Raw genomic sequence first — 19,947 nt, forward strand, 5'->3', positions numbered from 1 at the left:
CACGATTCGAACTTCGGAATCGAAAGGACACCAGCAAGCCTATTGATCTAGTGTGGCTTTGGTTCAGAAGTCCGCATGACGAGCCCGCGGCAGTAATGATGCGGACTTCTGAACCGCCACACTAGGAAGATGCTGCCCAAGGTATGAGGCCAAGGCCTGGCGGTTGTGAACGCGGCTGAAAACTGCTAACCAGCCATCGCTCGCGCGACTGGCGACTTTGGATGGAGCACCATCGGGAAGCGTGAGAGTAGCCGCCGCGCGCCTGGGCAAAAGCACCCTTTGAACAGAGGATCTTGCCCATGACCGATCAACTTCGCCACATCACCCGTGCTTTGCTCTCCGTCTCCGACAAATCGGGCCTGCTCGAATTTGCGCGTGCGCTTGCCCTCCACGGCGTCGAGCTCATTTCCACTGGCGGCACGGCGAAAGCGATCGCGGAAGCCGGATTGAAGGTCAAGGACGTCTCTGAGCTGACCGGCTTTCCGGAAATGATGGATGGCCGCGTCAAGACGCTGCATCCGAAAGTGCATGGCGGGCTGCTCGCCATCCGCGGCAAAGCCGATCACACCAGCGCGCTGAAGAGGCACGATATCGAGCCCATCGACCTTCTGGTGGTCAACCTCTATCCGTTTGAAGCCACCGTCGATAAAGGCGCCGATTTCGAGGAGTGTGTCGAGAACATCGATATTGGCGGGCCCGCGATGATCCGCGCCGCGGCCAAGAACCACAACGACGTTGCCGTCGTCGTTGACGCCAGCGACTATCAGGCCGTTCTCAATGAGCTCAAGGCCAATCAGGGCGCAACCACGTTGCACCTGCGCCGGCGTCTTGCGGCGAAGGCCTACGCGCGCACCGCCGCCTACGACGCCGCGATTTCCAATTGGTTCGCGTCCGAACTCAATACCGAAGCGCCGGATTTCCGCGCCTTTGGCGGACGCCTGATTCAGGCGCTGCGCTACGGCGAGAACCCGCATCAGAAGGCTGCGTTCTATCGCCTGCCCGAAAGCCGGCCCGGCGTCTCGACCCTGCTGCAGTTGCAGGGCAAGGAATTGTCCTACAACAACATCAACGACACCGACGCGGCCTTCGAATGCGTCGCCGAGTTTGACCCCAGGCGCACAGCGGCATGCGTCATCGTCAAGCACGCCAACCCTTGCGGCGTCGCCGAGGGGCCTGATCTCGTCACCGCCTACCGCCGGGCGCTCGCCTGCGATTCAACCTCGGCCTATGGCGGCATTATCGCGCTGAACGGCAGGCTCGATGCGGAAACGGCGAAGGCCGTCACTGAAATCTTCACCGAAGTCATCATCGCACCCGAGGCGACGGACGAAGCCGCCGCGGTCGTCGCCAAACGGCGCAATCTTCGGCTGTTGCTCACCGGCAGGCTGCCCGATCCGCGTGCGGTGGGGCTGACGGCAAAGACTGTCGCGGGCGGTATACTCGTGCAGAGCCGCGACAACGCTGTGGTCGATGACATGGTGCTGAAGGTCGCGACCAAACGCGAGCCGACTGAAGCAGAAATGCGCGACCTGATGTTCGCTTTCCGCGTCGTCAAGCACGTCAAATCGAACACGATCGTCTATGCGAAGGATCTCGCCACCGTCGGGATCGGCGCGGGCCAGATGAGCCGGGTGGATTCGGCGCGCATCGCCGCGCGAAAGGCCGGGGATGCCGCGCGCGAATTGAAGCTGGCCGAGCCGCTCACCAAGGGCTCCGTCGTCGCTTCCGACGCCTTCTTCCCGTTCGCCGACGGCATGCTGGCCTGCATTGAAGCAGGCGCCACCGCAGTGATCCAGCCCGGCGGCTCCGTGCGCGACAACGAAGTCATTGAAGCCGCCGACGCCCATAACATCGCCATGGTGTTCACCGGCGTGCGTCACTTCCGGCATTAAGCGCCGCAGCAAAATGGCCGGGCTTAGCGCCCGACCGCGTAAGGCCCGCCTTTTTCCAGCGCGCGCTGATAGGCGGGCCGCGCGTGGATCCGCTCCAGAAACGCCATCGCCTTGGGGTGGCCCTGTTCGAGGCCGCCGCGCGCCGCCGCGGCCTCCAGCGGAAAGCTCATCTGGATATCGGCGGCGGTGAAGGCGTCGCCTGCGAACCATTCGCTCTTGGAGAGTTCGCCTTCCCAGAACGCCATGTGCAGCTTCAGCTGCGGATTGACGATGGCCAACAGCGCCTGATTGCAGACCTTGCGCACCAGCGGACGAAGCAAGGCGGGCGCGCGCCGTGGCATGAGCGTGAACAACAGCTTCATCAGGAGCGGCGGCATCGCGGAACCTTCCGCATAGTGCAGCCAATAGGTGTAGCGCAAACGTTCCGGCGTATCGGGCGGCGGGATCAGGCTTCCGTTGCCGTAAGTGCCTACGAGGTATTCGGCGATCGCGCCGGATTCCGCGATCGTCTTGCCGCCATCGGTGATGACCGGCGATTTTCCGAGCGGATGAATCGCGCGTAAGTCGGCCGGCGCCCGCATGTCCGACTGACGCTGATAGCGCACGATGTCGTAGGCGACGCCGAGTTCCTCCAGCAGCCAGAGCACCCGCTGCGAACGCGAATTGTTGAGATGATGAACCGTGAGCATCGCGACGTCCCCCTGCGCCTGTCATTTCTGGCTTTCGATCTCCTAGCAGCGGACGGGCGTGATGGCGATGAGTCTCGGCCCATCGATCCAATAGGGGCGAAGAATGAGGCCGCGCCCGGATGAGTTATACCCGGGTAATATTGACTTCCTAATTTGTCCGGGTATAATTACGGAAGAAAATCAAAAATTCGAGCTTTCACAATGCTTCAAGCCCACTCCCAATGGTTCACGGCCTTCATTGGCCACCGGCAACTCGCCTCCGGCTCACTGGCCGATGTGGCCCTTGCGGTCAGAAAAACGACAAGACCGGTCACCGCTGAGCCAGTCCTGATCTTCGATGACTCCAGTGGGCGGTCGATCGACGTCGACCTGCGCGGCACGGACGAGGAGATCGTCGCGCGACTGACGCCTTCGACCCCGGAAGAGCCAGCCGCTGAGCCGACTGCATCGGAGACCCGCAGTCGCGGCCGGCCAAAGCTCGGCGTGGTGGCCCGCGAAGTGACGTTGTTGCCACGTCACTGGGATTGGTTGGCCGCTCAGCCCGGCGGGGCGTCCGTGGCGTTACGAAAACTGGTCGAGGAAGCGCGCCGCAGCAATGGCGATGCCGACCGTCATCGTGCGGCAAGGGACGCGGCGTATCACTTCATGTCCGCGATGGCGGGCAACCTGCCCGGCTTCGAGGAGGCCTCGCGCGCCTTGTTCGCCGGCGCGCGGCGGCGTTTCAGCGAACAGATCGCCGGCTGGCCCGACGATATCCGCGACCACATCGTCAAGCTTGCCTTTAGCGACCGCGCTGATCCCTAACTAAACACAATCGCTCTCTAACCCCTGCAACCTCGAACCGCCAGATTGCGGGCGCCAACCCCTTGCGCCACGTCAACCAGGAAAAGCCCGTGTCCGATTCCCCGCCTCTCTGGAGGACATTTCTGGTCTTCCTGGCGCCAATGATGCTGACCAACATATTGCAATCCCTGGTCGGCACCATCAACGGCATCTATCTCGGCCAGATGATCGGCGTGGACGCACTGGCGGCTGTGTCGGCGTTTTTCCCGATGATGTTCTTCTTCATCTCCTTCGTCATCGGGCTAGGCGCTGGCGCCAGCGTGTTGATCGGCCAAGCCTGGGGCGCGCGCGAACCGGAGAAGGTGAGGGCCGTCGCGGGGACGACCTTGACCGTCGCCCTGTTTGGTTCGGCGATGATCGCTGTTTTCGGCGGCCTGTTCTGCCGGCAAATCCTGATCGCGCTCGCCACGCCGCCTGCCATTCTCGACGCAGCGGAATCCTATGCCCGCATCATGCTGGTCTCGATGCCGCTGACGTTCGTTTTTATTCTGCTGACCTCGATGCTACGCGGCACCGGCGATACGTTGACGCCGCTGGTGGCGCTCGCGATCTCGGCGGGGCTCGGCCTTGTGGCGACGCCTGCCTTGATCAAGGGCTGGCTCGGCCTGCCGCGGCTCGGCACCGCCAGCGCCGCATGGGCGTCGGTGATCTCAGGCGTGTTCACGCTGTTATGGCTGACATTGGACCTTCGGCGCCGTCGACATGTCCTTGCCTTCGATGGCGCATTTCTGCGCGCGATGTGGATCGACAGAACCTTCCTGCGCAAGGTCCTCAACATTGGAATTCCCTCGGCCGCCGGCATCGTGACCATGTCGGTGGCGGAGTTGGTCCTGCTTGGTCTCGTCAACGGCTACGGCGCTGGCGCGACCGCCGCCTATGGCGCGGTCAATCAGGTTTTGGGGTTTGCCCAGTTCCCGGCGGTGTCGATCGCCATTACCGTCTCGATCTTTGGTGCGCAGGCCATCGGCCGCGGTCAGTCGAACCGGATCGGGTCCATCGTGCGCACCGGGCTTGTCATGAATCTCGTCCTGACCGGCAGCCTGGTGGCCGTGGCCTATCTGTTATCGCGGCTCATCATGGGCTTCTTCATCACCGACCCCGCCGTTCTTGAGCTAGCGCAAAGATTGTTGCGCATCGTGTTGTGGAGTTCGGTGGTGTTCGGGATGGCGCTGGTGTTTTCGGGGGCGATGCGCTCAAGCGGAACGGTATGGGCGCCGCTGTCGATCCAGATGTTCGCAATTGCCGGCATCGAAGTTCCCTCCGCGATCCTGCTCGGCCGGACGATCGGAATCGACGGCATCTGGACCGCCTATCCGATCACGTTCAGCGCGATGTTCTTCCTGCAAATGAGCTATTACCTGATGGTATGGCGCAAACGTGCCATCAAGCGGCTGATCTGAGTCAAGGTATGATACGCATCATAAAAAGGATGGACGCGACACTTCGGTTGCGTCACAATGATGACTCGTTCCGGCACCCTGGAGACGCTCATGAGCCCCACAGCACCGCAATTCATGTTCGATTTCGGCAGCCCGAACGCCTTTCTCAGCCATGAAGCGATCCCACCGATCGAGAAACGGATCGGGGCGAAATTCGAATACGTGCCGGTCTTGCTCGGCGGCATTTTCAAGGCCACCAACAACCGCTCGCCGGCTGAGACACTTGCCGGGATCAAGAACAAGCGCGAATTCCAGGAGATCGAGACGCAACGATTCCTGAAACGCTTTCAGGTCAAGCCGTACACCTGGAATCCGTTCTTTCCGGTCAATACGCTGAATTTGATGCGTGCAGCGGTGGCCGCCCAGCTCGAGGGCGTTTTCGAGAAATACGTCGATGCCGCCTTTCATCATATGTGGGTCGAGCCAAAGAAAATGGACGATCCGGAAGTCGCGCTTGGCGCGCTCGAGGCATCCGGTCTTGATTCAAAAAAGCTGTTCGCCCGCGCAAGCGAGGCCGACGTGAAGACAAAACTGATCGAGAACACGCAAGCTGCCGTCGAACGCGGCGCGTTCGGCTCGCCGACATTTTTCGTCGGCAACGAGATCTTCTTCGGCAAGGAGCAGTTGCGCGACGTTGAGGAGATGGTGCTGGGGAGTTGACGTCGCGAATGCGAGCGAAGCGTCGCACTGTGCCGTCATTCCGGGGCGAATAATATGAGCGAACCCGGAATCTCGAGATTCCGGGTCTGGTGCTCGCGCACCATCCCGGAATGACGTCAATTGAACCTCCATTCTTCAAGACGAGGCGCAGGAGACCGTCACATGCAAAAACGCAACGCCACCGTGGCCGTGATCGGCGCCGGCGACTATATCGGCGCCGAGATCGCGAAGAAATTTGCCGCTGAAGGGTTCACCGTCTTCGCCGGCCGGCGCGACGGCGCCAAGCTCGAGCCGCTCGTTCGCGAGATCGAAGCCTCAGGTGGGTCGATTGTCGCGCGCGCTCTCGATGCGCGAAAGGAAGACGAGGTCGCCGCCTTCCTGAATGACGCCGACAAGCACGCGCCGCTCGAGGCGACCATTTTCAACGTCGGCGCCAACGTCAATTTCCCGATCCTGGAAACGACCGATCGGGTGTTCCGGAAGGTTTGGGAGATGGCGTGCTGGGCGGGCTTCCTGGCCGGCCGCGAGTCGGCTCGGCTGATGATGCCGCGAGGCCAGGGCAACATCTTCTTCACCGGCGCCACGGCATCGCTGCGCGGCGGCAGCGGCTTTGCCGCCTTTGCGAGCGCCAAGTTCGGCCTTCGTGCGGTGGCGCAATCGATGGCCCGCGAGCTGGGTCCGAAAAACATCCATGTCGCACATCTGATTATCGATTCAGGCGTCGACACCGCCTGGGTGCGGGAGCGGCGCGAGCAGCTCTGGGGCAAGGAAGCGCTCAACAATCCGGATTTGCTGATGCCGCCCGCTTCCGTCGCGGCATCCTATTGGCAGCTTTATCAGCAGCCGCGCAGCGCCTGGACGTTTGAGCTCGAAATTCGTCCGTTCGGCGAAAAGTGGTGAGGAAGCGAATGGTGAGCGGCGAATAGCGGAGGGGAGCGAATAGGGAGTAGCGAATAGCGAATGGAAGCAATGCCAAAGCCGAACTTCCCTTACTACTCGCTACTCCCTATTCGCTATTCGCCTACCCGCTCTTGACGTGAAAGAAGGACCCATCCCATGCGCATTCTCGTGGTTGGCGCCGGAGCCATCGGCGGCTATTTCGGCGGCCGCATGTTGCAGGCCGGCCGTGACGTGACATTTCTGGTCCGGCCGCGGCGCGCGTCTGAACTTGCGTCCGCAGGCCTCGTCATCAAGAGCCCGAGCGGCGACGTCACCCTGACAGCGCCACCGACGGTGCAGGCCGACAAGCTCGACAAGACCTTCGATCTCGTGCTGTTGAGCTGCAAGGCCTTCGACCTGGATGACGCGATCAAATCGTTCGCGCCGGCCGTCGGACCGAAAACCGCCATTCTGCCGCTGCTCAACGGCATGCGTCATCTCGACGTGCTCGACCGACGGTTCGGCGCCCCTGCCGTGCTGGGCGGGCTGTGCGCGATTGCCGTGACCCTCAACGAGCAGCGCGAGATCGTTCAGCTGGCGCCGATGCAGTCGCTCGGATTTGGCGAGCGCGACGGCAAGGTCTCGGACCGGGTGGAGGCGATCGCGGACGCCATGGCGAGCGGCAAATTCGGCGCGGCGGCGAGCAAACAAGTGATCCAGGACATGTGGGAGAAATGGGTTTTCCTCGCCTCGCTTGCCGCTTCCACCTGCACGATGCGTGCGCCGATAGGTCATATCCTTGCAGCCCCGGGAGGCAGGGATTTCATCCTCGGCATGCTCGATGAATGCAGCGCCGTTGCTTCAAGCGAAGGTCACAGGCCCACCGGCCCGTTCTTCGAACGTGTTCGGGGCTTGCTGACCGCGGAGGGCTCGCCACTCACCGCCTCGATGTTCCGCGACGTCAAGGCTGGCTTGAAGGTCGAGGCCGATCACATCATCGGCGACTTGATCGCGCGTGGCGACGCCGCGAAGGTGCCGTTGCCGAAACTCAAGATCGCCTACACGCATCTGAAGACGTATGAGAACCAGCGCGGCTGACTTCCTCGATATACTCCTTCGAGACGCGGCGAAGTCGCCGCTCCCCAGGCGATAAGGCCGCTAGAGCGCGATGAGATTGGGTTGAATCATGATCGCGTTTTAGATCTTTGATCGAGCATGATCTTTTCGGAAAACCGCTACACACTTTTTCCGGATCATGCTCTACAGATGCGCGAGATAATGCGCCAGCGCCGTGATCTCTTCCTCGCTCAAGGGGTAGGCGACGTCGGCCATCGCCGCCATCCCGCCGCCCGATCGCACGCTCGACTTGTAGTCGTGCAGCGCTTTCAGGAGATATTCCTCGCGCTGGTCGGCGATGCGCGCCACCGCGTTGGTGCCCGCAAAACTATCGGTATGGCAGTTGGCACAGCGCCGGCCGACGGCGGCTTGCGCACCCTTCTTCGATAGATCGGGATCGTTGTCCGGCGGCGCTTTTGGCGGCGCGAGCGAAGCAAAATAGGCCCCCAGGTTGCGGATATCCGTGTTGTCGAGCTGTTCGACGATTGACTGCATCTGCTCGTTCTTGCGCGAGCCGGCGCGGAAGAACACCAGCTGCCACTGAATGAACTGGTCGGGCTGTCCCGCCAGCGAGGGAACGCCTTCCATTTGCGAGATGCCGTTCTCGCCATGACAGCCGGCACAAATTTCGGCCTTTTTCTTTGCCGCCTCGAGATCGGCGGCAAATGAGGCTGCGGTCAGAGCAGCCGACACGGCGGTTGCGCAGAGGATGCTGAGAAGAGATCGGAGCATGAGCGGCACCATCACATTTCATTCGCTGCCTAGCGCCGCCTATTTGAAGTTCCTGCACCACAAGCGGCGAATTCGATCCAGGAACTTCAATAGAAGCGACGCTAGAATCAAATTTGCTGGTGCCCATAACTTTCCGAAGTTCGTGAAAGTGGAAGCTGAGGTATTGCACGAACTTCGGAAAGTGGGCACCAGAAGCAAAATCTGCGGCCGTCCGTTGCCGGGCGGCCGCAGCTCTTTTTAAATTTAGCCTCTACTTGCTGTAGCTGATGCGATAGATCGCACCGGCCCAGTCATCGGCGACGAGGATCGAGCCATCCTTGTTGAGGAGGATGTCGTCGGGACGGCCGTGAAAGCTTTGGTCGCCATCGAGCCATCCGTCGGCGAACACCGTTTCCTTCGCATTCTTGCCGTCCGGATCGGCCGTGACGCGGACGATGCGGGCGCCCTGATACTTATGCCGATTCCACGAGCCGTGTTCGGCGATCAGGATCGAGTTCTTGTACTCGGCCGGGAACATGTTGCCGGTATAGAACTTCATGCCGAGCGGAGCGACGTGCGCACCGAGCTTGAGCACGGGCGGCGTAAACTCCGAACACTTGTGGCCCATGGCGAACTTCGGATCGGGGATGTCGCCCTCGTGGCAATAGGGATAGCCGAAGTGCTCGCCGAGTTTCGAGATCATGTTGAGCTTGTCGCTTGGCGTATCGTCGCTCAGCCAATCGCGCGCATTCTCCGTGAACCAGTATTTGCCGGTGCGTGGATCGACGTCGCCGCCGACGCTGTTGCGGACGCCAAGCCCGACCAGTTCGGCATTGCCGGTCTTGGGATCGACGCGCCGGATCTGCGACACGCTGGTCGGCGGAATGCCGATGTTGAAAGGAGGTCCGAACGGAATATAGAACCAGCCATCCTTGTCGGCGGCGAGATATTTCCAACCATGTGCGGCATAGGATGGCATGTCGTCATAGACGACCTTGCCTTCGCCGAGCTTGTCGAGATTGGCTTCGGCATTGTCATACCGAATCAGCTTGTTGACATTTATGACGTACAGCGCGCCATCCTTGAAAGCGATGCCGGTGGGCATCGGCGGATTGAGACCCTTGAGGATGGTCTTGACCTGTTTCTTGCCGCCATTGTCCGTGATGGCATAGACGTTGCCGAGGCCGAACGAGCCGACAAAGAGCGTGCCCTTGTCGCCCCAGGCCATCTGCCGCGCCGAAAGAACACCGGAGGCGTAGACCTCAATCTTGAAGCCCGGCGGCAGCTTGATGTTCTTGAGCGTTGCGGCGAGCTCGGCGTCGGAGGAACCGGTCGGCGGACCAGCTTTTGGTGTCAGACCCTTCTGGGCCTGGGTCTCATCGCCGAGGAACCAGTCATCCGGCGGATGAGTCCAGAATTCCTTGTTGCCGGATTCGTATTTTTTCAGAGGCTTGTCCTGCGCGCAGGCCTGACCACCGATTGCCCCCACCGCGAGGACCGTTGTGAACGCAAGAATACATCGATTGAAAGCCGATTTCATCGCGTCTCTCTCCCTGTACAGCCGACACGGCTGAGATTTTCGTTTTTTCAAACACCTCTGCGGCAGAACCTTGATCTGCGTGCGAGGCCGGAAAAATCCTAGCACATCCTTTGCGGGAGAGAAGCGCGCAAAGCCCGGGCCTAAAGTCGATATCGAATCCGCTCGATGCGAATTGCGCACATTTTCGGAAAATAGAATTCCACCAAACGACAGGTCGATCGGATATACCTGCCGCTGTATTGGCGGAAACCTGGAGCGGGCGAAGGGATTCGAACCCTCGACCCCGACCTTGGCAAGGTCGTGCTCTACCCCTGAGCTACACCCGCATCCTTAGGGAGTCGCCTGAGCGACCGGCAGACCTATGCCAAATGCGGACCGCGAATGCAACAGCCAGCAGCGGGCAATCGAAAATAGCTTAAACGTCCGATATCGCAGCCATTTTGGCGAAATCGGCCTGAAATGGCCTATTCAGAGCCTGAACCAACCGCGGCCGGGAACTGCGCTGGCTGGGACTCCATCGAGTCACGCAGGGATTGGAGCCAGCTTCCGAACCAACCCTTCAAGGTTTCGACGAGCTCATCGCGGCGCGCGGGTTCGCAATCGAAATGGGTCCACCACTCAACGAACGCATGATCGCGGTGGGTCACGGGGGTGACCCGCAGTGTCGCCTGGAAGCCGGTCATCGGCAATGTCGGAGCCTCGCAAAACTCGTACGTCTGCGACCGCTCGACATCGGATTGAGCGATCAGCCGCTGGCGGATGCGCCGGCCCTGGTACAGCACATTTCTGACGGCGCCGACGCAGTCGCCCGATTTCCCGTCCTCGATCCGGCTCTCGCCGGCGCCGCGTACCCACACCGTATAGTTATTGAAATCGCGGATGATTTCCCAAATGCCCTGGGCCGGCTGCTCGAACACGGTGCTGTAATAGGCCTTCGCCATGGCTTGCCTTCCTGAAGCTCGGAATACCCTGCCATTTTGAGGAGACAGGGGGCCGATGCCCACCCGTTCTCCGGCAGCCTTCGACCGGGGCGCACCTCGGGCCAAATCGCGGAGAATCGATTGAAATTTCGCAAGCAGCCGCCATTTGGGGGTGAGAAGTTCTGAACGGCGAGGCCGGACCGTGCTAGACAGTCGCGGTCGGCCAGACGACCGGCATGACATCAGACGAGGATTCCCGTGACGATAGTAGAGCAGGGTAACGGAGCCGCACCGCAGGCAACGGCCGATCTGATCAAGGACACGTCCACCCAGACCTTCGTCAAGGACGTGATCGAGGAATCCAAGCGGCAGCCGGTGCTGATCGATTTCTGGGCTCAGTGGTGCGGACCGTGCCGGCAGCTCACGCCGGTTCTTGAGAAGGTCGTCCGCGCCGCCAACGGCAAGGTGAAGCTGGTCAAGATGAACATCGACGAGCATCCGGCGATTCCGGGCCAGATGGGCATCCAGTCGATTCCGGCTGTCATCGCCTTCGTCAACGGCCAGCCGGCCGACGGCTTTATGGGTGCTTTGCCGGAAAGCCAGGTCACGGCCTTCGTCAACAAGTTGACCGCCGGCATGCCGAGCGGCCCTAACATCGCGGAGGTGCTCCAGGAGGCCGAGGCGGTGCTCGCCGAAGGCGATCCCGCGACCGCCGCTTCGATCTACACGGAAGTCATCTCCGCCGACTCCACCAATATCGCAGCGCTTGCCGGGCTGGCGAAATGCTATGCCACGACCGGCGCGATCGACCAGGCAAAGCAAACGCTGGCGATGGTTCCCGAATCCAAGCGCGGCGATGCCGCGGTCAAGGCTGTCCAGGCCACAATTGATCTGGCCGAACAGGCAAGCTCGCTTGGGCCGCTCGCCGAACTTGAACAGAAAGTCGCCGCAAACCCGCTAGACCATCAGGCGCGGTTCGATCTCGCGACCGCGCTCAACGCGGCCGGCCAGCGTACCGAGGCAACCCAGCAGCTGCTCGAAATCGTGAAGCGGGACCGCAAGTGGAGCGACGACGGCGCCCGCAAGCAGCTGGTACAGTTCTTCGATGCGTGGGGCGCAACCGACGAAGCGACCGTTGAAGGAAGAAAGCGGCTGTCGACGATCCTGTTCTCGTAGTTTTCGAACCTGCCGCGGCCACGGGCTGGCCCGCTTCATCAAGGGTACGAAGGACGTGGGCTGACTAGTGCTCCGATTCCGAAGTTCGTATCATATTGGGGCTCCACGTTTACGAACTTCGGAATCAAAGGAGCACTAGCCAATTATATGATTCTAGTGCGGTTTAGAATTTGAAGTTCCTATGACGAGATTACCGCGAAACTGATAGGAACTTCAAATTCACCGCACTAGATCTCCGATTCCGAAGTTCGCAAGCTATCCGCGGCATCTCTGATGCGAACTTCGGAATCAAAGGAGCTCAAGTAACTTATTGATTTCTAGTGCGGCTTCGAATTTGAAGTTCCTATAACGGACTTGCCGCAACGCTGATAGGAACTTCAAATTCGCCGCACGTGGAGTGGATTTGACATTCGCTACCCCCGTAGCCGGAAATGCGCAAAGCGAATGTCAAATTCAAAACTCCACTAGAAACTCATATTTGCTAGTGGTCCTTTGATTCTAACATTTGCAATAGTGCCTGCCATATCGGGATGCAAATGTTAGAATCGGACCACTAGAGCTCCGATTCCGAAGTTCGTATGCAATTTGGGCGACCTCTTATACGAACTTCGGAATCAAAGGAGCTCTAGCAACTTAATGAATTCTAGTGCGGCTTTGAATTTGACGTTCCTATGATGGACTCGCGGCGAAACTGATCGGAACTTCAAATTCGCCGCACTAGAGCCACGATATGCGCTGGTGACCGCAATGCCGATCAATGCCGAATATCGCGGACCTTCCGACCTGCCCGAGATCATTCCGGTGTTTCCGCTGCCGGGCGCGCTGTTGCTGCCACGCGGGCAAATGCCGCTCAATATTTTCGAGCAACGCTATCTTGCCATGGTCGACGACGCCTTTCGCGACGGCCATCGCCTGATCGGAATGATCCAGCCCGATGTCGCGCACTCGCCGGACGAGGCACGACCGAAGCTGTTTCACGTCGGCTGCGTCGGACGTATCACACAGCTCGCCGAGTCCGGCGACGGCCGCTACGTCCTCGAACTCACGGGTATCTCGCGCTTCAAGATCGTCGAGGAACAGACCGTGCTGACCGCCTATCGGCAATGCAGGGTGGATTATTTTCCCTATCTCGACGACTTTACGGCGCGAAAGGGCGAGAACGCCGTCGATCGCAAGGCTCTGCTGAAAGCGCTGACGGATTTTCTGAAGGCCAACGACCTCAAGGTCGACTGGGAAGGCATCGAAAACGCGCCCAACGAGGCCCTGGTCAATGCGCTTGCGATGATGTCGCCCTACGGGCCGCCGGAAAAGCAGGCGATGCTGGAGGCGCCCGACCTCAAGACCCGCGCCGAAATCCTGATCGCGATCACCGAAATGGATCTCGCCAAGAAGCGCACCAGCAACGACACTGGATTGCAATAACGCAGACAGAGACCCTAAGGCAGCTTGCGCCGACCCCAGTAAATGTGCAGCGGGAACAGCATGGCCAATGAAAATCCGGCGGCGATGTGGATCCAGCTTATCCACGGCCGCAACGTTTCCGATCCTAGATAATAGAGCCCGAAAGCAGTCGCGATCAGGATCGCGTTGAAAATTGCCATCGCTGATCCGGAAATGCGGTTCTTCCGGCTCCGCCACGAGCGTAACAGGTGAACCGGAATGAGGGCGCCGAGCAGGAGAAGCACCGCCATTGCGGCGCCGCCATGCACCATCAGGAGATAGGCGATGCTTTGCTGCCAGATTTCGTCGCTCGAGATATCCTTTTGCCAATCCGCCACAAGCCAACCGGCCCCGGTGAGCACCAGGATCGCAAAGGTCGCATAGATCGCGTATCGGAATGAAGAACTAAGCCGCAAGGTGCACTGCGTTTTGCCAATCAGGGGAGATCTGGATTTCGGCGTCCGAGGTGATCAGTAGCGCACTTGCATTGTAGTGCTCAAGCAAGCTGCCCGCGTCCGTCCCGGAAATCATGGCGATCTTGGTCAACGCGTCGGCGATCATGCAGGATGGAGCCCGCACCGTCACGCCGTCGATTGCATTTGCTGGAGTTTGACCGTCGCGATCAACGATCGCGGACACCGCGGTTTCCGTCGACCGAAAGGAATCGAACCGCCGCGCGCTCGATGCCAGCGCTTCGTTGGCGAAATCGACGCGGCACACTACGCGGCCTGGATCGCGCGGATGGCGAATGTGAGCCGATTGCACCACCGCTCCAAAGGCGGCGAGATCGCCGCCGGCATTGACGATGCCAGAGGCTAGCGAGCCCGATCCGCGCAGCGCATCCAGCGCGCGATCGACGGCAAAGCCCTTTGCTATTCCTCCGAGATCAATCTTCGCATGGCGATGGCGAAAGCGGATCATCGAACGTTCGAGCAGTTCGACCGCATCAAGCACAGGCCTCCGCCCCCCTGTGGCGGCGTCATCAGGCGACGGCAGCAGTCCCATGCGCTGCAGGATTGGCGCGACGGCAACATTGAAGAGGCCGCCCGACCTGCGATGAAGCTCAATGCTCGTCTTGAGAACATCCAAGGTCCATTCATGAACCTTGACTGGCTGGTCGAAAGCTTCCCGATTGAGGCGGCTCACATCGCTGTCCGGGTCGTGAAAACTCATCAGCGTATGCACGATCGAGACCGCTTCGAACGCGGCATCGATCGCGCTGATGACCTCGGCTTGCACGGGCCCCGCCGCTTCGATTTCGACGAAGGTCCCGAGCAACGGTCTGGCGCGGCGCACCCTATTTAAGTCGGCTGCCATAGACTGCCAATATCCGCTTCACGCCCTCGGTAACGTGCGTCGATGACAGCGTCGCACCTGCAATATTCCTGATATCTCCGTTGATCTTGAGCGGGCTGGCGTTCGTTTTCCCGACAAATTGCGCAAGCCAGCTGGGGCTTCGGACCTCGCCTCCGTAAGATTCGCGATATTGCAGGATTTCGACCTTGTGTACGGCTCCCGCGGGAGTCAGCGCAACGGCGTAGTCGATATAAAGATGTTTGCCGACGACCCGGTCGAAGATGAAATAGCCGGTGACGCGTCCGCCCGCTTCGGCCTTCCATATCCTTCCTGCCTGAATAGCGATGAACTGGGTCGCGGACGGGAACGCCTGCTTCTGCGCTTCCTCAATCGACAGATATTCCATCGCATAGACAGGCGATGCGACCGACGCGATCGCAGCCGCCGGCAACACATATCGAATCCATTCCGTCATAGTTCACCCGATTTCCGTCATTCGATTCAGCCGCGCCCTCCCTCCAGGGCGGTTTCTTCATACTTGCTTCTCACCGCCCTAAAAGAAGAAGCCCACGCCACCCAGGTACGAATCCGAAAGCGCGCCGACGAGGCTCTTGTCTATGACGTGTTGATAGGTCGCTTTCAGCACGATCTTGGGCGACGGGAATACGGCAACGCCCGCGGTATGGAATTGGCGCTGACCGGCCCCGGTCGGCAAGTTGGCGTCGGTTCCGGCGAACCCGCCAGCCTGGAGATTTTCGTAAGTGTAGTTATAGAACGGCACGGCTTCCCAATCGCTCTTCAGAATGGTGCCGAGCGGAACGTGATAGGCGATCTCGCCGGAATAGCCGAACATCGCGTTTCCGACATTGTCGGTTGGGTCGCTGTCGTTGTTGGCGCGCAGGTTTGCAGGATTACCGAATGCGACACGAACAAATTCGCCGCGGAGTTCGAGACCCGTATCGGGGACGCGATAGCGGAATTCGGCGTCGAACATGGCAAGGCTCGAACTGCCGAGGAAGTTGCCAAAATCGTCGTGGGCGCCGCGCGGCGTCGTGTTTGGCGAAAAATAGCCGCTGACACTGCCGTTAAAGCCCGGAAGGAAGCTTGGCGCGAAGTCAAGCCGACCGGATGCGGCAAGCGCGTTGGAGAGCTGCTGGAAGCTCCCAAGCGGCGGGTTTGAGAATGCCAGAGCATTGAGCCCGTCAATACCCGGAAAATAGGGCGTGCCGGGCGGGGGCACGGTCTTGGCATCCGTGCGATTATCAAAGGAATCGCCAAAGTCCTCGTTGGTCGCGCTGAGCATGACCTGATACGTCAAGCCGTCGGTAATCGTGCCGTAGACGCTGGTGGCCGGCGCCTTCCAGGTCGAGGGAATGATGCTGTTGTAGAGCTCGGGCCGGTTGACGCTGTAGAATTGCGTCGGCTCGTGATGCTGATTGATGTATCCGATCGGCACCAGATCGATGCCCGGCGCGCGCCAGTTGAACTGATCGATGATCTTGAAATCGATCCAGAGCTGCTCGATCTCAGCGGTACCATGCAGTTTGTCATCGTTGTCGAAGCCCGAACCGGCATGTTCGAATTCGATTTCGGCGTTGAAGATGATGTTGTCGGTGATCGCATAGGTCGGCAACAGCACCATGCGCGCGGTATCGAAGCCATTCTGCCATTGACCGTTGGCGGCGGGATTTTGCATCGACCCGAACTTGACCTCGCCGTAAGCGCCGATGCTGAGGCCCGCCACCGGTGATGGAGCGACGCCCAGGATCGGCAGATCCGACGGCACGGTGGAAAAGTCGGGGGTCTTGGATTTTGATGACGCCTTGCCTTTCGGATCCAGCGCCGGCTCCGGTGCGGCGGCGACTTGGGGTCCTTTGTCGGCCTCGGCCGCGGGCGGCTTCTTCTGCGCCTTTTCTGATCCGATAGCTTGCTTCCTGTCGGCAGGCGCCGGCTTGTCGGCCGACAATGCCGGCCCTGCGGCATCGGCGATACGCTTTTGCTTGAGCTGAGCTTCAAGCGACTCGATGCGCTTCTCCATCGCCTCCATTTTTTTCAATACGGCGGCGTTGACGTCGCCGTCGGCAGCCCAGGCGCTGCTGCAACCGACGAGAGATACCGCGGTCGCGGCGAGCAGCATCCGCCGCATCGAATGGCCCAGCAAAGGCAATAGCGACGAAGAGACGTGCAGAGAATGACACCGCGACATGAAGCCCCCAATCCGCGGAGATCAGGAGCTCCGCGATTTCGCGGGCACGTAGTAATCATTGCCAGCAATTTCCGGGATTCGAAAATGGGCTGGCGAGACTGGAATCTCTCTACTTTAGAATTAGAACAAAACTAAACATCGAGAGCCAGGTTGGGAGCGACGTTTGACGACGGCAAACGTCAGCCGCGCCCCACTAGTGTGGCGACTCTGACGTTCCTTTCAGTGTTGCAGCGAGTTCTCCGAAGGAACGTCAGAGTCAAAGCCACACTGGAATCATATGGTTGCTAGTGTCCCTTTGGTTCTGACATTCGTAAACGAACCCGCCGCGATATGATACGAATGTCAGAACCGGGACACTAGCCTGCGCCGAGCGCAACCGCGACGTTGTAGGTCAGAAGGCTCGCCGCATAGGCCAGCGCGAACATATAAGTGAAGGTGAGCACCATCCATCTGGTGCCGCCGGTCTCGCGCCGGATGACGGCAAGCGTGGACGCGCATTGCGGGGCAAAGATATACCAGGCAAGCATCGACAGCGCCGTCGCCAGGCTCCATTTGGTGGCCAGCACCTGCCCAATCTGATCGGCGGCTTCCTTGCCGCCTTCGATGGCGTAGACCGTGCCAAGCGCTGCGACCGCGACTTCCCGCGCGGCCATGCCTGGAATCAGCGCGACCACGATTTGCCAGTTGAAGCCGACCGGCGCGAACAGTGGCGCCAGCGCGTGGCCAATGATCGCGGCCAGACTGTAGTTGATGGCCGGCTGGTCTGCCCCGACGGGCGGCTGCGGAAACGAAGCGAGAAACCAGATCAGCACCATCATCGAAAAGATCGTGGTGCCGGCGCGATGCAGGAACATCTTCGCCCGATTATAGACGCCGAGCGCGATGCTCTTGGGGCGCGGCAATTTGTAATCCGGCAGTTCCAGCATGAACGGGGCCGGCGCGTAATCGCGGAGCATGAAAAACTTGATCAGGAACGACACGCCAAGCGCACTGGTGATGCCGGCGGCATAAAGGCCGAACATCACGAGGCCCCGCTGATTGACCCAGCCCCAAACCAGATGGTCCGGGATGAAAGCCGAGATGATCAGGGTGTAGACCGGAATCCGCGCCGAGCAGGTCATCAGCGGCGCGATCAGGATCGTCGTCAGCCGGTCGCGCCGGTTGTCGATGACGCGCGTCGCCATGATGCCGGGAATGGCGCAGGCAAAGCTCGAAAGCAGCGGGATGAAGGCCCGTCCATGCAGGCCTGCACCGCCCATGATGCGGTCCATCAGGAACGCGGCGCGCGCCATGTAGCCGAAATCTTCGAGCAGCAGGATGAACAGGAAGATGATGATGATCTGCGGCAGGAAGACGATGACGCTGCCGACACCGGAGATCACGCCGTTCTGCAGGAAGCTTTGCAACAGCCCCGCCGGCAGCGTGTCGTGCACGAGCACGCCGAGCGTCGAGAATGCATCCGACAGAAGGTCCATCAGCGGCTGCGCCCAGGCAAACACCCCCTGGAACATGACAAACAGAACCAGCGCGAGAATCGAAAGGCCCGCCACCGGATGCAGCACGACCGCGTCGATTCGCGCCGTCCAGGTATCGGGCCGCGCCGGCAGGCTGACGGTCGCCGCGATGATGCGGTCGGCTTCGCGCTGGGTGGCACGCAACTCGGTGACTGAAAGCGCCTTCCAGAGATTTTGCCGCGCCGACGCCTGCGCCTGCAGCGCGAATTCGTCGGTCTTGCGCAACAGGTCGGCGATTCCGGCCTTGCGTACCGCGATCGATGTTACCACGGGAACACCGAGCATCTCGGACATGCGCGCGGCATCGACGGTCACGCCGCGCCGCGTTGCGATGTCGAACATGTTGAGCACAAGCATCAACGGCCGGCCGGTCCGCTTGAGTTCCAGCAAGAGGCGGATGGTCAGCCGTAGATTTGTGGAATCGGCGACGCACAGCACGAGATCGGGCGGCATTTCGCCCGACGCACGTCCCAGCACGAAATCCCGGGTGATTTCCTCGTCGGGGCTGCGGCCGCGCAGCGAATACGTGCCGGGCAAATCGACCACCGACGCCTGACGGCCAAGCGGGGTGACGAAAAAGCCCTCCTTGCGCTCGACGGTAACGCCCGGATAGTTCGCAACCTTCTGACGGCTGCCCGTCAGCGCATTGAACAGCGAGGTCTTGCCGCTATTGGGCGTGCCCACCAGGGCCAGATGCATCAACGGAGCTTCCATGACGGCGTACAGTTCAAAGCTCTGATTCCGAAGTTCGCAAGCTATTGCGGCGGCCTCTGATGCGAACTTCGGAATCAAAGGAGCTTTGGAAATCTATTGTTTCTGGTGCGGCTTTTCGAATTTGAAGTTCCGATGACGAGATTGCAGACCCATTGGCAGCAACTTCAAATTCGCCGCACCACTCAGACGACAATGATCGCCATCGCCTCGCGCCGGCGCATCGCGACCGTGACGTTATCGATGCGGACGGCAATCGGGTCGCCACCGACAATGCCTTCGTGAAGCACCTCGACCCTGGCCCCTTCGACAAAGCCGAGCTCAAGCAGGCGGCTTTCAAGCTCGAGCGGAGGAAGCGAGGAATTCACCCCGTCAGCGGCAACCTGACGGATCACGCCGGCATAGCCGCGTTTGGCCGAGCCAAGTCGCGTCTCGCGCGTCGTGCTGTTCATATCGATGGCAGTTATATCGATGGCGGTCATAATCTGTATTTTCAACGACAGGCCTTGAGGTCAAGCTTGGCGGGCTAAAACACCGTGATCTTAGAGGGATTTTAAACTGACATGCCCCGTTAGCCGCGCCGCAGACGGTCTGCGATGCCCGGTAATTTCACGGCCAGGTGAACAGATTGGCCAATGATCTGGTTTTGGGCCGATCCGATCACAGGCGTCTCCTTGAGAACCGGCGTTCGAAGAACAGCCGCGCGGCTTCTGTCCGGATGGTAAACCAATCCGTTTTCGAATGCGCCACCTCATCGGCCACCATTTGCGGCGGCGCTCGTGCGCGTCATCGCCAACGGCTTTTGTCCGGGAAATCCAGCTGAAATCGGCATCTCGGCGTCGCCTCTGCGCGGCATGTTCGAAGCGATAAACCTTGCGTTCACCATGCGGGACAAATCGGCGGCCGGTCCTGCGC

General features: G+C 60.3%; 19 protein-coding genes, 1 tRNA gene and 1 riboswitch. Of the genes, 9 read left to right on the forward strand and 11 right to left on the reverse strand.

Annotation, left to right across the window (positions count from 1 at the left end; genetic code table 11):
* Window positions 1-194: 194 nt before the first annotated feature.
* Window positions 195-275: riboswitch (ZMP/ZTP riboswitch) on the forward strand.
* Between the two features lie 24 nt (window positions 276-299).
* A complete protein-coding gene (gene purH, locus M6D32_RS06720) occupies window positions 300-1,892 on the forward strand; it encodes a bifunctional phosphoribosylaminoimidazolecarboxamide formyltransferase/IMP cyclohydrolase (protein WP_298254612.1) in 1,593 nt (530 codons plus the stop codon).
* A gap of 23 nt (window positions 1,893-1,915) precedes the next feature.
* On the opposite strand, the gene M6D32_RS06725 is transcribed toward purH, so the two are convergent.
* The gene (locus M6D32_RS06725) at window positions 1,916-2,581 is read right to left on the reverse strand and encodes a glutathione S-transferase (RefSeq protein WP_298254614.1); all 666 of its coding nucleotides are present in this window, start codon (window positions 2,579-2,581) and stop codon (window positions 1,916-1,918) included.
* 201 nt (window positions 2,582-2,782) lie between these two features.
* Here M6D32_RS06725 and M6D32_RS06730 point away from each other — a divergent pair, with 201 nt between their 5' ends.
* From M6D32_RS06730 to panE, 5 genes are all read left to right on the forward strand, one after another.
* A complete protein-coding gene (locus M6D32_RS06730) occupies window positions 2,783-3,385 on the forward strand; it encodes a DUF2239 family protein (RefSeq protein WP_298254616.1) in 603 nt (200 codons plus the stop codon).
* An 89-nt stretch (window positions 3,386-3,474) separates the two neighbouring features.
* On the forward strand, window positions 3,475-4,824 hold the full coding sequence (locus tag M6D32_RS06735; protein ID WP_298254618.1) for an MATE family efflux transporter: 1,350 nt from the start codon (window positions 3,475-3,477) through the stop codon (window positions 4,822-4,824).
* Between the two features lie 90 nt (window positions 4,825-4,914).
* Window positions 4,915-5,523, forward strand: coding sequence for a 2-hydroxychromene-2-carboxylate isomerase (locus M6D32_RS06740; RefSeq protein WP_298254620.1), 609 nt, complete (start codon window positions 4,915-4,917; stop codon window positions 5,521-5,523).
* 162 nt (window positions 5,524-5,685) lie between these two features.
* Entirely contained in the window at window positions 5,686-6,423 is a 738-nt protein-coding gene (locus M6D32_RS06745; protein WP_298254622.1) for an SDR family oxidoreductase, read from the forward strand.
* 156 nt (window positions 6,424-6,579) lie between these two features.
* The gene (gene panE / locus M6D32_RS06750) at window positions 6,580-7,500 is read left to right on the forward strand and encodes a 2-dehydropantoate 2-reductase (RefSeq protein WP_298254624.1); all 921 of its coding nucleotides are present in this window, start codon (window positions 6,580-6,582) and stop codon (window positions 7,498-7,500) included.
* A gap of 162 nt (window positions 7,501-7,662) precedes the next feature.
* Here panE and M6D32_RS06755 read toward each other — a convergent pair whose 3' ends face one another.
* Window positions 7,663-8,250, reverse strand: coding sequence for a c-type cytochrome (locus M6D32_RS06755; protein ID WP_298254625.1), 588 nt, complete (start codon window positions 8,248-8,250; stop codon window positions 7,663-7,665).
* Here M6D32_RS06755 and M6D32_RS06760 point away from each other — a divergent pair.
* Window positions 8,249-8,491 (forward strand): hypothetical protein, encoded by a 243-nt coding sequence (locus M6D32_RS06760; protein ID WP_298254627.1) that lies wholly within the window; start codon window positions 8,249-8,251, stop codon window positions 8,489-8,491. The two genes, M6D32_RS06755 and M6D32_RS06760, sit on opposite strands and share 2 nt — an antisense overlap.
* Before the next feature lie 9 nt (window positions 8,492-8,500).
* Here the strand turns inward: M6D32_RS06760 and M6D32_RS06765 are convergent, their stop codons facing one another.
* From M6D32_RS06765 to M6D32_RS06775, 3 genes are all read right to left on the reverse strand, one after another.
* Entirely contained in the window at window positions 8,501-9,769 is a 1,269-nt protein-coding gene (locus M6D32_RS06765; protein WP_298254629.1) for a PQQ-dependent sugar dehydrogenase, read from the reverse strand.
* A gap of 251 nt (window positions 9,770-10,020) precedes the next feature.
* A tRNA-Gly gene (locus M6D32_RS06770) sits at window positions 10,021-10,095 on the reverse strand.
* A gap of 138 nt (window positions 10,096-10,233) precedes the next feature.
* Window positions 10,234-10,710: an SRPBCC family protein gene (locus tag M6D32_RS06775; RefSeq protein ID WP_298254631.1), complete on the reverse strand. Its 477-nt coding sequence runs from the start codon at window positions 10,708-10,710 to the stop codon at window positions 10,234-10,236.
* A 237-nt stretch (window positions 10,711-10,947) separates the two neighbouring features.
* On the opposite strand from M6D32_RS06775, the gene trxA reads away from it, so the two are divergent.
* Window positions 10,948-11,865 carry a thioredoxin gene (trxA, locus tag M6D32_RS06780; RefSeq protein ID WP_298254633.1) on the forward strand — a complete coding sequence of 306 codons (918 nt, stop codon included), beginning with the start codon at window positions 10,948-10,950 and terminating at the stop codon, window positions 11,863-11,865.
* 747 nt (window positions 11,866-12,612) lie between these two features.
* Window positions 12,613-13,287, forward strand: coding sequence for an LON peptidase substrate-binding domain-containing protein (locus M6D32_RS06785; RefSeq protein ID WP_298254665.1), 675 nt, complete (start codon window positions 12,613-12,615; stop codon window positions 13,285-13,287).
* A gap of 14 nt (window positions 13,288-13,301) precedes the next feature.
* On the opposite strand, the gene M6D32_RS06790 is transcribed toward M6D32_RS06785, so the two are convergent.
* The 6 genes from M6D32_RS06790 to M6D32_RS06815 all read right to left on the reverse strand — a co-directional run bounded on the left by M6D32_RS06790 (window position 13,302) and on the right by M6D32_RS06815 (window position 19,484).
* Entirely contained in the window at window positions 13,302-13,721 is a 420-nt protein-coding gene (locus M6D32_RS06790) for a hypothetical protein (RefSeq protein ID WP_298254635.1), read from the reverse strand.
* Complete coding sequence (locus M6D32_RS06795; protein WP_298254637.1) at window positions 13,711-14,622, reverse strand: FAD:protein FMN transferase; 912 nt, start codon at window positions 14,620-14,622, stop codon at window positions 13,711-13,713. Before M6D32_RS06795 ends, M6D32_RS06790 begins: the two co-directional genes overlap by 11 nt.
* The gene (locus M6D32_RS06800) at window positions 14,603-15,076 is read right to left on the reverse strand and encodes an FMN-binding protein (protein WP_298254639.1); all 474 of its coding nucleotides are present in this window, start codon (window positions 15,074-15,076) and stop codon (window positions 14,603-14,605) included. Before M6D32_RS06800 ends, M6D32_RS06795 begins: the two co-directional genes overlap by 20 nt.
* Before the next feature lie 78 nt (window positions 15,077-15,154).
* Complete coding sequence (locus tag M6D32_RS06805) at window positions 15,155-16,807, reverse strand: hypothetical protein (protein ID WP_298254641.1); 1,653 nt, start codon at window positions 16,805-16,807, stop codon at window positions 15,155-15,157.
* 356 nt (window positions 16,808-17,163) lie between these two features.
* Window positions 17,164-19,035: a ferrous iron transporter B gene (locus M6D32_RS06810; RefSeq protein ID WP_298254643.1), complete on the reverse strand. Its 1,872-nt coding sequence runs from the start codon at window positions 19,033-19,035 to the stop codon at window positions 17,164-17,166.
* A gap of 182 nt (window positions 19,036-19,217) precedes the next feature.
* Window positions 19,218-19,484, reverse strand: a complete 267-nt coding sequence (locus M6D32_RS06815; RefSeq protein ID WP_298254667.1) for a FeoA family protein — start codon at window positions 19,482-19,484, stop codon at window positions 19,218-19,220.
* Between the last annotated feature and the right edge of the window lie 463 nt (window positions 19,485-19,947).

This window comes from Bradyrhizobium sp., assembly GCF_027307225.1.
Classification (GTDB): Bacteria; Pseudomonadota; Alphaproteobacteria; order Rhizobiales; family Xanthobacteraceae; genus Bradyrhizobium.